This window comes from Streptococcus equi subsp. zooepidemicus (genome assembly GCF_015689395.1).
GTDB classification, from domain to species: Bacteria; Bacillota; Bacilli; order Lactobacillales; family Streptococcaceae; genus Streptococcus; species Streptococcus equi.
In genome coordinates, this window is record NZ_CP065054.1 from 418,985 (window position 1) to 434,276 (window position 15,292).

Sequence of the window (15,292 nt, forward strand, 5' to 3'; positions counted from 1 at the left end):
ATTAAAATATTCGACATAAAATTACAGAAATTAAAAGACCTTAAGTTTCTTTTATTTTACCTATACTTTGTGCATTGCTTTTGATCATGAGGTCTACTATACTTTAGATGAACACAGAGAATGTGCTTACATTTTTGGTTAAACAAAGATTTGGCCATTCTTTGGTATCAAAATAAAGGAGTGTCCCAATGGAAAAACAGGTGTTAGTCAAGAAAACACTGAAATGTGTTTGTGCTGCAGCGTTAATGGTGGCTATATTAGCTGCCCAACATGATTCACTCATAAGGGTCAAGGCGGAGGATAAGCTTGTGATAACAGCCGCTAAAAATGTGGGTGCAAAACTAGTTCACGAGATTCGTGAAGGTAGACGTGGTCCACTTTATGCAGGCTATTTTAGAAGTTGGCATGATAGTGCTTCAACAGGATTAGACGGCAAACAACATCACCCAGAAAATACAATAGCCGAGATTCCTAAAGAGGTTGATATTCTATTTGTCTTTCCTGATCATACAGCTCCAGAGAGTCCATTTTGGTCAAAATTAAAAGATGGTTATGTTCATAAGCTACATGAACAGGGAACGGTTTTGGTACAAACAATTGGTGTTAACGAATTGAATGGTAGAACAGGCTTATCAACAGATTTTCCTGATTCTCCCGAAGGTCATAAAGCCTTGGCTAAGGCCATCGTTAAAAAATTTGTCACTGATCGTGGCGTAGATGGCTTAGATATTGACGTTGAGCGTGATTTTGAGAAACCAAGGACGGAAGCTGAAGACCTTCGTGCGCTAAATGTTTTTAAAGAAATCGCTAAGATAATTGGTAAAAATGGATTAGATACCTCTAAGTTTCTTATTATGGATACTACTTTAAGTGTTGATAAGAATCCAATATTTAAAGGTGTTGCCTCGGATATTGATTTTCTTCTTAGACAGTACTATGGGCCACAAGGTGGTAACGAAGAAGTGGATATTATCAATTCAGAGTGGCTTCAGTATCAAAAATTTATTGATGCAAGTCAATTTATGATTGGATTTTCTTTCTTTGAAGAGTCGGCGCCTAAAGGAAATTTGTGGTTTGATGTGAACGAATATGACCCTAATAATCCTGATAAAGGCAAAGATATTGATGGAACTAGAGCTAAAAAATATGCTGAGTGGCAACCTAGCACAGGTGGCTTAAAAGCAGGTATTTTTTCCTACGCTATTGATCGTGATGGAGTAGCACATGTGCCATCAGCTTATAAAAACAGGATAGATTCCAGCCAGCGGCATCCTGTTGTAGATAATATTTCACATACTGATTATACTGTTTCACGAAAGTTAAAAAATCTAATGACTAAGGATATTCGTTATGGCTTGATTGATCAGCAAGATATTCCTGATGCAGCTCTGAGGGCAGAGGTTATTAAACAGGTTGGGCAATATAAAGGAGACTTAGAACGTTATAACCAATCCTTAATTCTGACAGATGAGAACATTAAAAATTTAGAAGGATTAAATAGGCTCAAAAAACTACAAAAACTTGAACTTCATAATCTTTCTAAAGTGAAGGAAATAACTCCAAGTCTTTTGCCAGAAAGTATGAAGCAGGATGCTGAATTGCTGATTACAGGTTTGACTGGCTTAGAAAGACTCGATCTTAGAGGATTAAATCGTCAGACTCTTGAAGGGATTTCTGCTGATGGTTTAGTAAGTCTTAAAGCTTTTGATTTATCTCATAATAGTCTTGATTTATCTGAGCAAAGTGCAGATCGTGATATTTTGATAACCCTGATGCAACAGGTGAAAAAGAAAAATCATCAGGGTTATTCCGAAAATACTGCTTTTGAAAATCAGAAGCCAAAAGGATATTATCCAAAAGAATATGAGACTAAAGAAGCTCACTATGATGTTGACTATAGAGAACATGACATTTTAAGAGATTTTGTTTTTGGAACAGTTACTAAGCGAAACACTTTTATCGGAGACTCATCAGATTTTGAGGATTATAAAAAGGGAACGATTGATGGTCGACAGTACGTTGCAAAAGACTATACGTATGAAGCATTTCACAAGGATTACAAAGGATACAAGGTTCACCTAACGGCTTCCAATTTAGGAGAAACAGAAACTGCCAGACTAAAAGCCTATAGAGATGAAACTTATTCAGTAGTTGTTTCTAACGGTGAGAAAACCGTCCATACAATGACTATTAATATTGGTATCGGTGCACCAATAATGGAAAATCTTGCTAAAGATGCTAAAGTAATCGGTACATCCTATAATTCCAAGGATGTTAATGAGTTAGCTAATAAGGTGTTTGATGGTTTTTATCAAAATAGCTTTAGGACGTGGGATCCAACTAACTGGATAGTGTTTGAAATAGAGAAACCTGTATTGATTAAGGAATGGAGACTATTTAATGGTGAAACTAATCCTCAATTTAGAAGAAGTAGTGACAATGTTAGTCAAGGACGACTTCAGGTTTTAAAAGACACAAGTATTGATTTAATGAGTTTGAATAGTGATGATCTAAATAATTATTTGAAAGACGAACAGAACTGGCAAACTGTTTCTGAAATTACAAGCGCTCAAAAAATTTATAATGGAATAGTTGGAAATGTTAGTTCACGCTATTGGCGTTTCTGTGTTGATAGTCCAAATACTTCATACACTGAGCTTCAAATTCTTGGTTATCGTTTGCCGCTAGTACATTAAGCTTTAGAGATAAGGCGATGAACACACCATTAAAAGCAATTGTTTGTGCTGCTTCTTGGTGGCAGCTCCTGCTGCCAAGGCTTCCCTCCTAAACGCAATTGCCTTGTCTTTTAAAGGTATGCTAAAAATCTGAGATCGCGCTATCCCAGATTTTTGGTCTTTTAGCGCCCTTGACAGCAGGTTAGTAAGGCGTTAATGTTATGAGCTCTTAGCGCTTTGTATGCTAAGGCAGGTATGAGGTGGTATGATTTTTTGAGCTGGGTTAGTCTGACTAAGACAAGACGCATCATTTACTAAGGAGAAAAGATGAAAACATTATTTGGAAGTATTGAAGCAGGCGGAACAAAATTTGTCTGTGCTGTTGGTGATAGGGATTTTGCGGTTGTGGATAAGGTGCAATTTTCAACGACAAGTCCAAAAGAGACTATTGGGCGTACAATTGCTTATTTTAAGCAATTTGAGGCCGACTTGGCTAGTATTGCTATTGGCTCCTTTGGACCGATTGACATTGATCCTAAGTCAGCTACCTATGGCTATATTACCACAACACCAAAGCCTGGCTGGGCAAATGTAGATCTGTTAGGGCAGCTAGCAGCAGTCTTTGCAATTCCTTTTTATGTGACAACTGATGTTAATAGCTCTGCTTATGGAGAGGTCATCTCTCGGCCTGATATTGATAGTCTTGTGTATTATACGATTGGAACGGGTATTGGTGCTGGAGCCATTCAAAAAGGCGAGTTTATCGGTGGGCTAGGTCATACAGAGGCGGGACATACCTATATGATGTTACACTCTGATGATGTGGCGAATGCATTTTTGGGCGTTTGTCCCTTTCATCAGGGCTGTTTAGAGGGCATGGCAGCAGGTCCAAGCCTTGAAGCAAGGACAGGGATTAAGGGTGAGCTCCTTGATCAGAAGGCAGCTGTTTGGGATATTCAGGCCTTCTATATTGCTCAGGCTGCTGTACAGGCAACGCTGCTTTATCGACCTCAGGTTATTGTGTTTGGTGGCGGCGTGATGGCACAGGAGCACATGTTGGCGCGTGTTCAGGAGGCGTTTACCAGACTGATTAATGGTTATTTACCAGTACCTGATGTTAGAGAATATTTGGTCACACCAGCAGTTGCAGGTAATGGCTCAGCCACTCTTGGGAATTTTGCCTTAGCAAAGCTGATTGCTGAAAAGAGCTAGATACTTGAGCTTATCTGATAAAAGTCCTAGAGTCATTTGCAAAATGTGCCTGAAATTGGTAGAATTGGGGCAACGAACTGTAACCATAGGCTAATGAAAAAGGAATGAGGATTATTATGTCAGAACCGTTATTTCTAGTATCATGCATGCATGACAAGATCTGGGGCGGAACAAAGCTAAGAGAGGTGTTTGGGTATGAGCTTCCAACCGAAACCACTGGGGAGTACTGGGCCATATCAGCCCACCCTAATGGGGTATCAAGGGTGAGTAGTGGCAGCTATCAGGGACAGCGGCTAGATCAGCTCTATGCAGAAAAGCCTGAGCTATTTGGATATCCAAAGGAAAAGGTCTTTCCGTTGTTGACGAAGATTTTAGATGCTAATGATTGGCTCAGTGTTCAGGTCCACCCAGATGATGCTTACGGACTTGCGCACGAGGGGGAGCTTGGAAAGACGGAATGCTGGTATATTATTTCGGCTGAAGAAGGCGCTGAGATTGTTTATGGTCATCATGCAAGCTCTAAACAAGAGCTTCGTGCGATGATTGAGGCGGGGAACTGGGAAGAGTTGTTGACGCGAGTTCCGGTTAAGGCTGGTGATTTCTTCTATGTTCCAAGCGGCACGATGCATGCCATTGGTAAGGGAATTTTGATCTTAGAGACGCAGCAATCCTCAGACACGACCTATCGCGTTTATGATTTTGATCGTCGAGACGCTGAAGGTCAGCTTCGTGAGCTCCATATTGAGAAATCTATCGATGTCCTAACTATTGGCAAGCCTGAGAACAGCACGCCAGCCACACTAGAACTTGAGCACTTGGTCTCTACCTGCTTAGTATCTAATCCCTTCTTTACAGTTTACAAATGGGAGATTGATCAAGCAGTCAGCATGAAGCAATCAGCCCCTTACCTGCTTGTCAGTGTGCTAGCTGGTCAGGGAAGCCTTACGATTGATCAAGCTGTTTACGAGCTTCAAAAGGGTATGCATTTTATCCTGCCAAATGATGTGACGTCATGGAGCTTTGATGGTCAGCTGGAAATGATTGTCAGTCATCCTAATTAAGTACAGAATACACGAAAACACCAAGAAAGACTGTTTGGACAAGCGGCCTTTCTTTTTCTGATATCTTATCACGACAGACGCATGAAGAAAAAATTTCCAAGATATTTCTGAATGCGAAAACTTATTCTGAAAAATAGGAAAGCCATAGCGATAGTTGCAGAAAAGAAATTTTTCAAGAAAAGTTTATAGAGGGAGAATATAACAATTCAGGAAACACTCTGTCAAATACCCTAAAATGGCTATTTTGCTATTTTCACAACTTTTTCAATAAATGATTTTCTTCATGCGTCTGTCATGGATATCTTATGATCATTTCTTGAACTGCCTGCCTATTTATGTTAGAATAAAATGATTAGTCGATCGAAAGGAAAGAGAATGAGCAATATTCTACGCAAAGTCATTGAAAATGATAAAGGCGAATTACGAAAATTAGAAAAAATTGCGAAAAAAGTAGAGTCCTATGCTGACTATATGGAGTCCTTGTCAGATAAAGACCTACAAGCAAAAACGCCCGAATTTAAACAACGTTATCAAAATGGGGAAACCCTTGAGCAGTTATTACCAGAAGCATTTGCGGTTGTCCGCGAGGCGGCTAGACGTGTGCTGGGACTTTACCCTTATCGTGTTCAGATCATGGGGGGGATTGTCTTGCACAATGGAGATGTCCCTGAGATGCGTACCGGTGAAGGTAAGACCCTTACAGCGACCATGCCTGTTTACCTTAATGCCCTTGCTGGCGAAGGGGTACACGTTATCACTGTTAATGAATACTTGTCAACTCGTGACGCGACAGAGATGGGAGAGGTGTATAGCTGGCTAGGGCTTTCAGTCGGTATCAACCTAGCAGCCAAATCACCAGCTGAAAAGCGTGAGGCTTATCTATGTGATATTACCTATTCAACCAACTCTGAGGTAGGCTTTGACTACCTGCGTGATAATATGGTGGTTCGTCAAGAGGACATGGTTCAGCGACCACTGAACTTTGCCTTGGTCGATGAGGTTGACTCTGTTTTGATTGACGAGGCAAGAACACCTCTGATTGTATCTGGTGCTGTGAGCTCAGAAACGAATCAGCTCTATATTCGTGCAGACATGTTTGTCAAGACCTTGGATTCAGTGGATTACATCATTGATGTTCCGACCAAGACGATTGGCCTAAGCGACTCAGGTATCGATAAGGCAGAAAGCTATTTCAACCTCAGCAACCTATACGATATTGAAAATGTTGCCTTGACCCACTTCGTGGATAATGCCCTTCGTGCTAATTATATCATGCTTTTGGATATTGATTATGTGGTTAGCGAGGAAGGCGAGATTTTGATTGTAGACCAGTTTACAGGTCGTACAATGGAAGGACGACGCTTTTCAGATGGCTTACACCAAGCTATTGAGGCAAAAGAGGGCGTTCGTATTCAAGAGGAATCAAAAACAAGTGCCTCTATTACCTACCAAAACATGTTCCGTATGTATAAGAAATTGGCAGGTATGACCGGTACAGCAAAAACAGAGGAAGAGGAATTCCGCGAGGTTTACAACATGCGTATTATTCCGATTCCAACCAATCGTCCTATTGCTCGTATTGATCACACAGACCTTCTTTATGCAACGCTGAATTCAAAATTCAAGGCAGTGGTTGCAGATGTTAAGGCTCGCTATGAAAAAGGGCAGCCCGTTCTAGTTGGTACAGTTGCTGTTGAAACCAGTGACCTGATTTCTAAAAAGCTAGTAGAAGCAGGCATTCCGCATGAGGTCTTAAATGCTAAGAACCACTTTAAAGAAGCACAGATCATTATGAATGCTGGTCAGCGTGGTGCGGTAACGATTGCGACCAATATGGCTGGTCGTGGGACAGACATTAAGCTCGGTGAGGGTGTCCGAGAGCTCGGTGGGCTTTGTGTTATCGGGACAGAGCGTCATGAGAGCCGTCGTATTGATAATCAGCTTCGTGGGCGTTCAGGTCGTCAGGGAGATCCAGGGGAGTCACAATTCTACCTCTCTTTAGAGGACGAGCTGATGAGGCGCTTTGGTACAGACCGTATTAAGGCCTTCTTGGATCGTATGAACAATGATGACGAGGATATTGTCATCAAGTCCAGAATGCTATCACGTCAGGTGGAGTCAGCTCAAAAACGTGTTGAGGGTAATAACTATGACACACGTAAGCAGGTCTTGCAGTATGATGATGTGATGCGTGAGCAGCGTGAGATTATCTACGCTAACCGTCGTGATGTTATTACAGCAAATCGTGACCTAGGTCCTGAAATTAAGGCAATGATCAAGCGCACGATTGATCGAGCGGTTGATGCACACTCACGTACTAATCGTAAGGACGCCATTGATGCCATTGTGACCTTTGCAAGAACATCACTTGTCCCAGAGGAAACGATTGGCGCTAAGGAATTGCGTGGCCTCAAGGACGATCAGATCAAAGACAAGCTCTATCAGCGTGCCCTTGAGATTTACGATAAGCAATTGTCAAAATTGCGCGATCAGGACGCTATCTTGGAATTCCAAAAGGTGCTGATTCTGATGATTGTTGACAACAAATGGACAGAGCATATTGATGCCTTAGACCAGCTGCGTAATGCGGTTGGCTTGCGTGGCTATGCGCAAAATAATCCAGTTGTTGAGTACCAAAGTGAAGGCTTTAAGATGTTCCAGGATATGATTGGTGCTATCGAATTTGATGTCACACGTACCATGATGAAGGCACAGATTCATGAGCAGGAGCGTGAGCGTGCAGCTCAGTATGCGACAACAACTGCAGCACAAAACATTCAGTCGCAGGCTGTCGGTACTGATTTTGACGCGTCGACTGATTTCTCAAGAGTCGAGCGTAATGATGCTTGTCCTTGTCATTCTGGTAAGAAGTTTAAAAACTGTCATGGTCGTAAGGCTTTTTAGATAGCGTGATGGCCATGTTGAAAACCTGTGAGAAGCTGAGATTTGTTCTCGGCTTCTCCTTGTTTAGGATTTGTTTCCCTAAATTAAAGTGAAGGCTGGTAAAATAAAGGCAAATGATTGTTGGACATGGGATAGATTTACAGGATATTTCGGCTATTGAAAAGGTTTATTTGAGAAATGCTAGATTTGCTAGAAAGGTTTTGACGGACAAGGAGCTAGCGCTGTTTGAGCAATTTTCCCATAATCGAAAAATGACCTATCTGGCCGGCCGCTGGGCTGGTAAAGAGGCCTTTTCAAAGGCAATGGGGACAGGGATTGGCCAGCTAACCTTTCAGGATATTGAAATTATCAATGACAGCAAAGGGCGCCCTATTATTACGAAATCTCCCTTTCAGGGAAAGGCCTTTATCAGTATTTCACATAGTGGGGGCTATGTTCAAGCGAGTGTTATTTTGGAGGATTTGGCATGATTTCGAGCTTACATCGGCCAACAGTGGCTAAGGTTGACTTAGAGGCTATTCAGGCAAATATTGATAAGATTCAAAGGCATCTCCCTAAAAAGGTAAAGACATATGCTGTCGTCAAGGCCAATGCTTATGGTCATGGTGCAGTTGCGGTGTCAAAGGCAGTTGAGGATCAGGTTGATGGCTATTGCGTATCAAACCTTGATGAAGCCTTGGAATTACGTCAGGCAGGCATTGATAAGGAAATCCTGATTTTAGGAGTGATTTTAGCAAGTGAATTGCAGCTAGCTATTAAGCATCAGCTGACGATAACGGTGGCCAGCTTAGAGTGGCTAGAGCTTGCCAAAAAGGAATCGGTTGATTTTAGTCAGCTTCATGTGCATGTCAAGGTTGACTCAGGAATGGGGCGCATTGGTGTCAGATCACTTGTTGAGGCCAATCAGCTCATCTCAGCCTTATCTGATATGGGGGTGCAGCTTGATGGGATTTTCACACATTTTGCAACCGCAGATGAGTCTGACCATACCATGTTTGATAAGCAGCTGACCTTTTTTAAGCAGCTGGTGGCGCAGCTGGATAAGAAGCCTGCATTAGTGCATGCAAGCAACTCTGCAACAAGCCTTTGGCATAGTGAAACAATTTTTAATGCCATTCGCCTTGGTATTGTTATCTATGGGCTCAATCCAAGCGGCAATAGCTTGAGTCTACCTTGTCCCTTAAAGGAAGCCTTGTCCTTAGAATCACGTTTGGTTCATGTGAAGCAAATTCAGGCAGGGGATAGCGTTGGCTATGGAGCTAGCTATGTAGCAGCAGAGCCAGAGTATGTCGGGACCTTACCTATCGGCTATGCTGACGGTTGGACTCGAAATATGCAGGGCTTTAAGGTATTGGTAGAAGGGGAATTTTGTGACATTATTGGTCGTGTGTCGATGGACCAATTGACCATTCGTTTGCCTAAAGCCTATCCTATCGGCACTAAGGTGACCTTGATTGGGCAGCAGGGTAAACAAGTGATCACAGCAACCGATGTTGCCGATTATAGAGGTACGATTAATTATGAGGTTCTTTGCTTGCTGAGTGATCGTATTCCTAGAGAATATTAGGAAATTGAGCCTAGGCTCAACTATTGACTGGCCTCAAGGCTGTCTTTCAAATGATCAGCCATGTAAAGGTCTTGAGACCTCAGGCTAACAGCATAGATAGAACAGATTAAGGCAGGTCTTGTTTTTCTGCCGGTTAAGAAAAAGAATAAGGAAAGGCCCTTACCTTTATCCGAGTATTAAGGCATTAATACAAAAAATCTTGCATTTTATTTTGCTTCAATGTTATAATGTAAGTTAGAATAGAGCAGAAAGAAGTGATTGAATACTAAATGAGAAAAAATAAATTATTAAGAATGATAATGCTGATGACTCTTCTGGCACCTCATTTAGAGACTGCAAGAGTATTGGCAGAGGGTACAGGAGCTGAAGCCAGCCAGGTTTCAGGCACTGCTAATGAGGCTGCAATCGCTCAGACTGGTGATTCTACTTCGACAGCAACAGCTACCTCAGCTACTGACAATTTCTCATCAACCACTGAGACTACTACCAACAGTGGAGAATCTGGAGCAACAGGGTCATCAAATAGTACAGCTAGCTCTGGATCAGCTTCTAGTTCTACTGGACAGCCGACTCCTACTAGTCCAGCAGCTAGCCCTCAGCCAGCCCCTGAAGCGGCTACACAGGCATCTCAGCCGGTACTGAATATTGTTCCTGCTGCTCCTACAGTTGATTTGTCCTTGACTCTGGCCCTGCCTTCTGTAAATACCTATGCTGCTTATGTGGCGCATTGGAGTGGTCAGAGTGCTTATACCCATAACCTCCTGTCTAGGCGCTATGGAATCAAGGCAGAGCAGCTTGATAGCTTTTTAAAGTCTACCAAGATCAAGTATGATGAGAAGCGAATTAACGGTGCTGCCTTGCTGCAATGGGAAAAAAAGAGTGGGCTAGATGTGCGGGCGATTGTAGCCATTGCAATGACAGAAAGTGAGCTAGGAACCAAGGGAAATGCAACCTTACTAGGCTCTAACATGTTTGGCTATGCGCTTTTTGACCTTGACTCGAAAAAGCCAAATCAGTTTAATGATGAGCTTGCTATTGTTAAGCTGACACAGGAGACGATTATCAAAAACAGCAACCTTAGTCTTGAGCAGCAGGATCAAAAGGCTGATAAATTTGCCAAAAAGCAGCTGAACTTTGCTAGTGATGGCGGCCTTTACTTCACAGATACCAATGGCATTGGCAAGCGTCGCGCTAAGATCATGGAAGAATTAGACGCTTGGATTGATCATCATGGAGGTACGCCAGAGATTCCGGCTGAGCTGAAAATTCAATCCTCTTCAAGCTTTGCTGTTGTTCCTACAGGCTACAAGCTGTCTAAGAGCTACGATATTTTAAGCTACCAGGCGTCAAGCTATGCTTGGGGGCAGTGTACCTGGTATGTCTATAATCGCGCTAAGGAGCTAGGCTATCAGTTTGATTCCTTTATGGGAAATGGTGGTGACTGGAGGTTTAAGTCAGGCTACAGTATTTCTAAGGAGCCAAAGGTAGGCTATGCGGTTTCCTTTGCTCCGGGTCAAGCGGGTGCTGACGGTCTTTATGGTCATGTCTCTATTGTTGAGGATGTCAGAAAGGACGGATCCATCCTGATTTCAGAGTCAAATTGTCTTGGCTTAGGTCAGATTTCATACCGCACCTTTACTGCTGAGCAGGCCAATCAATTGACTTATGTTGTTGGCAAATCATAAGTATTCTTCTTGCTTTAAAGGCAAAGGAGTAGAGGACTTCTATAAGAAAAATCCAGCTCTGTTGAGGGGCTGTTTTTTCTTTGCCTTATTGTGAAAAAAATCTCAAAATCAATCTTGACAAAGACTTGACAACATGATAAATTAAGTGAGATTAATAAAATAATTAAATGGCTAATAACATTTTTAGAAGGTTTGAAATCATGAAAAGTATCAATAAGTGCGCCATTCTTGCTTTATCAACGCTGGCTCTTGCTCAGTCTGCCCAGACGGTCCGCTCAGAGGCTGCTCAAGTCTCTTCGAGTCTAGTGACGACTGTCAAGCTTAAGGATAATATTTTATTGTTCGAGGAGATTGGTCCCTATGCGGATAAGTCAGAAGGGAAGGTCTATTATAAAAATATTGAGAAAATTATCATTGATGATAAAGAGTATGTCAATAAGCTGGAGGGTGACTATAGCTATGACATCAACTACCAAGGGATCAAGGTAAATGCTAAGGACATCAAAGAAGGACAGCATCAGCTACGCATCGTCAATAAGACCAACGGAGGCATTCTTGTGGTCTTTGACAAGAAAGGAAATGATGTCACCTTTGTTTCTGCCAAGCCTTCAGATGATACTGCTGCTTCACTGCAGGCAGCTGCTAAGACAGAAAAGCCTGCTAAGGCAGCTAGCCATGATGGTCTAGCGACCCTATCATTTATCACTAAGCTGGAAGCAACAGAAGGAGAGCTGCTTTTTCCGGAAATTGATCGTTATTCCAGCACAAAGCAAATTAAGGAATTAGCTCATCAAATCACAAAGATCAAGGTCAATGACCAGGACTATAAGGATTTGGTCTATGATTCAGTAAAGGACAAGTCTGGCTATGTGTCTGACCTGAAGGGACTTCATCTTGGGACGACAGCTTTCAAGGAGGGAGAAAACAAGATTGTCATCTCCTCACAAAGCTTTGAAGATGTCATCATTACAGTGAAAAAAGAGGATAAGCAATACACCTTTGTTTCTGCTAAGCAAAAGCAGGGACAAGGATCCCAGCAGGAAGTACCGCAGGGACTTGATTTTACTAAGCTGGAAAGTGCGATCAAAGAGGCTGAGCGTATCATTGCTAGCGAGGCCAATAAAGAACAGGTCAAGGACTTGTCTAGCAAGCTTCAGGTGATCAAGGAGTCCTATCGTCATATTGATAATGAAAAATTGCTCAAGGAGACCTATGAGCTTTTGATGGATAGTATCAAGTCCTATCAGGGAGCTGATCTGGCTGTTACTGATTTGAAGGCAGGAACCTATACCTTAACCTTTAAGGCTAATAAGGAAAATACAGAGGAAGCCTCAATGCTGCAGGGAGCATTTGACAAGAAGGCCAAGCTGGTCGTCAAAGAAGATGGCAAGATGGAAATTTCATTGCTCAATACAGCTCTAGGGCAATTTTTGATTGACTTTTCTATTGAGAGTAAGGGACAGTATCCAAGCTCTGTTCGCACTCAGGTTGGTGAACGCGATATTAACAATAACTACATTAGAAGTGAATTTACCCTACCGATTGAGGAGCTGGACAAGCTTCACAAGGGGGCTGTGCTAGTATCAGCTATGGGTGGTCAGGAAAGCGACCTACATCACTATGACAAATACACCAAGCTGGACATGACCTTTAGCGCTACAGCAAGTAAGGGCTGGACAGGCTATCAGGCTGAAATCGACGACAAGGAAAAAGGAATCGGCTCTGAACGTCTTGAAAAGGTTTTGGTTAAGCTTGGAAAGGATCTTAATGGTGATGGAAAAATGTCACCTGAAGAAATCGCAAAGATTGAAGGTGAGCTGCGCTTAGACCACTATGATCTGACAGATATTTCACTCTTAAAGCATGCTAAGCATATTACTGAGCTGCATTTAGAGGGCAATCAGATTTCAAGCATTCCAAAGGAAACCTTCAGTCAAATGAACAATCTAAGGTTCTTAAATCTTCGCAGCAATGTGATTACAACCCTAGATAAGGATACCTTTGCTCATAACAGCCAGCTAAAAGAGCTCTATCTCTCAAGCAACTATATGCCAAGTCTGGAGGAGGGGCTGTTTAGAAATCTTGCTCAGCTGGACCAGCTAGACCTGTCAAAAAATAGAATCAGCGTGATTCGAGATGGTGTCTTTAATGGTCTATCTCGCTTGACCTCCTTGGCCTTGGCTGAAAATATCATTACTGAATTTTCAGAAAATGCTCTAGCTTCACTTGATAATCTAAACTTCTTTGATGTTTCTGAAAACCAGTTGGGCAGCCTGCCAAGCTCCTTGAGTAAGCTAACTAAGCTTTCTTATATCGTTGCCAATCGAAACCAGATTTTAGATATTGCTAATATTGACTTTAGTCATATGCCAAACTTATTAACCGTTGACTTGGCATCAAATGAGCTAACTAAAATCCCACAGGGAGCCTTCAAGGCCAATAAGCAGCTATCAAAGCTTAATGTCTATAATAACCTTTTAACGAATATTAGCGAAGCTGATTTTGCAGATCTAAAGGCATTGGATCTTGATCTTAAATTTAACTGCCTAAGTGGCGTTAGTGATAAGCTTAGACAGCTCATGGGGACAAATAAGCTAAACCCACAAAAGCAGCTGGCTAATCTGTCTGCGGCCTTAAATCACCAAGCAATTACCTATCATCAAGGGTTTAGCTTGCTTGATTTGTACTATTGGGAGCAGCAGACACTCTCAAGCACCGAAGCAGAAATTAGCTCTATCGAGGATTACAATAAACGCTTAAAGGCAAGCTCGTCAGACGTCATTGCCTTATTAAATGAGCGTTATGCTGACTGGGATATTGTCATACAGCTACAGAAAAAAACATCAACCGGTCAATATGTCACAGTTGATGAGAGACGTCTGAACAACGATCCACAAGATGAGCTTCAAGGCTCCTTTGACCTAAAGGGAGCAGGCGTTTATCGTGTGCGTAAGGCTCTTATCACCAAGGAATTTGCTAAGAAGCGTGAGCATATCTATCTGACCTCTAATGATGTTGAGGTCAAGGAGGACCAGCTTGCAGGCAGTGGCCAGTCTAAGGGCTTGGATATTAATAAGCTTGAAGATGGTATCTACTATATTAAGGCAAGCATGCTTAAAAATGATTTGCAGTCAGAATCAATGTCTAATCAGGCGATTGACCACCGCGTCAAATTGATTGTGAATAAGGGTGTCTATGACCTAGAGGTGACCTTTAAGGGCATGAAGGTTGGTAACCTGACAGGGTATCTCGGAGAATTGAGCTACTTTGTTGATGGCTATCAAAGGGATTTGACTGGCAGACCGGTTGGTAAGACAGAAAAAGCAGAGGTTGTGTCCTACTTTACAGATGTCACAGGCAAGCCTTTATCAGATGCTTATGGTAGCAATTACCCACAGGTGTTGAGATTTAGGCTGATTGATCAGGCTAAAAAGGATGGCTTGGTACCCCTTCGCGTCTTTGTGCCAATTATGGACGCTATCTCTAAGGGAACAGGCTTCCAGACAGTATTTATGAAGCTGGATCTTCAAAGCCTGACAAAGGATAAGGCACAATTGCCACAATCAGAGGACAATCATGGACATGGCACTATAGGTGAGCTCTTGCAGCCTCATACAGATATCATTGGTGGTCATACAAGTCCTGCTATTCCTAATTTGACCAATCTTTTGGCTAAGAAGTCAGCTACACCAAGCAGTAATGCCAAGGAGGCTACTAAGACTGGTACAGATAAGCTTAAGAGCCTGATTTCTTCACATAAGGCGTCTAAGGCTGGTACAGGCAAGGCCTCTAAGCAGGCTGCCAAAGCCAGAGCTAAGGCTAAATCTAAGGCTGCTAAACATAGCCAGGAGCAGATGAAGGCTGATCATCGCGGCCATATCATTATCGGTCTAGCAAGCTTTATTGTCATAGCAGTTGGTCTCATTCTTGGTAGGAAAAAATTATTTTAAGTCAGTAGAGAGCCTGTTTGATGCACTAAGAGCTTGGTTTAGTCGCTTGTAGTCATCAAGGCTTATCAACGATACGTAAAGGCATGCCTGTTTCTAATGATTTCTTAAGCTTACCCTTGGTAAGTGAGGAATGGGTATGCTTTTCGTATTTGAGGTGTTATAATAGTCAAATAAGAGTAGGTCTTGGCCTGTGTCTAAATCTATGCCTTATTTGATTGTCGTAAGGAAATGAAGATCA

8 protein-coding genes are annotated in these 15,292 nt (G+C 42.2%); all 8 read left to right on the forward strand.

Annotation, left to right across the window (positions count from 1 at the left end; translation table 11 throughout):
• Window positions 1-188: 188 nt before the first annotated feature.
• The 8 genes from I2432_RS02130 (at window position 189) to I2432_RS02165 (ending at window position 15,054) form a co-directional block, all read left to right on the forward strand.
• Complete coding sequence (locus I2432_RS02130) at window positions 189-2,696, forward strand: EndoS/ChiA family endoglycosidase (protein WP_115250608.1); 2,508 nt, start codon at window positions 189-191, stop codon at window positions 2,694-2,696.
• Window positions 2,697-3,002: 306 nt separating this feature from the next.
• Window positions 3,003-3,887 carry a fructokinase ScrK gene (gene scrK / locus I2432_RS02135; protein WP_115250609.1) on the forward strand — a complete coding sequence of 295 codons (885 nt, stop codon included), beginning with the start codon at window positions 3,003-3,005 and terminating at the stop codon, window positions 3,885-3,887.
• A gap of 116 nt (window positions 3,888-4,003) precedes the next feature.
• The gene (gene manA, locus I2432_RS02140) at window positions 4,004-4,948 is read left to right on the forward strand and encodes a mannose-6-phosphate isomerase, class I (protein WP_115250610.1); all 945 of its coding nucleotides are present in this window, start codon (window positions 4,004-4,006) and stop codon (window positions 4,946-4,948) included.
• Between the two features lie 375 nt (window positions 4,949-5,323).
• A complete protein-coding gene (gene secA / locus I2432_RS02145) occupies window positions 5,324-7,852 on the forward strand; it encodes a preprotein translocase subunit SecA (RefSeq protein WP_115250611.1) in 2,529 nt (842 codons plus the stop codon).
• Window positions 7,853-7,965: 113 nt separating this feature from the next.
• Window positions 7,966-8,322: a holo-ACP synthase gene (acpS, locus tag I2432_RS02150; protein ID WP_037580207.1), complete on the forward strand. Its 357-nt coding sequence runs from the start codon at window positions 7,966-7,968 to the stop codon at window positions 8,320-8,322.
• Window positions 8,319-9,419 (forward strand): alanine racemase, encoded by a 1,101-nt coding sequence (gene alr, locus I2432_RS02155; protein ID WP_115250612.1) that lies wholly within the window; start codon window positions 8,319-8,321, stop codon window positions 9,417-9,419. The genes acpS and alr overlap by 4 nt, the downstream gene beginning before the upstream one ends.
• Window positions 9,420-9,688: 269 nt before the next feature.
• On the forward strand, window positions 9,689-11,104 hold the full coding sequence (locus I2432_RS02160) for a CHAP domain-containing protein (RefSeq protein ID WP_115250613.1): 1,416 nt from the start codon (window positions 9,689-9,691) through the stop codon (window positions 11,102-11,104).
• 200 nt (window positions 11,105-11,304) lie between these two features.
• Window positions 11,305-15,054: an NEAT domain-containing protein gene (locus I2432_RS02165; protein WP_115250614.1), complete on the forward strand. Its 3,750-nt coding sequence runs from the start codon at window positions 11,305-11,307 to the stop codon at window positions 15,052-15,054.
• The last annotated feature ends 238 nt before the right edge of the window (window positions 15,055-15,292 follow it).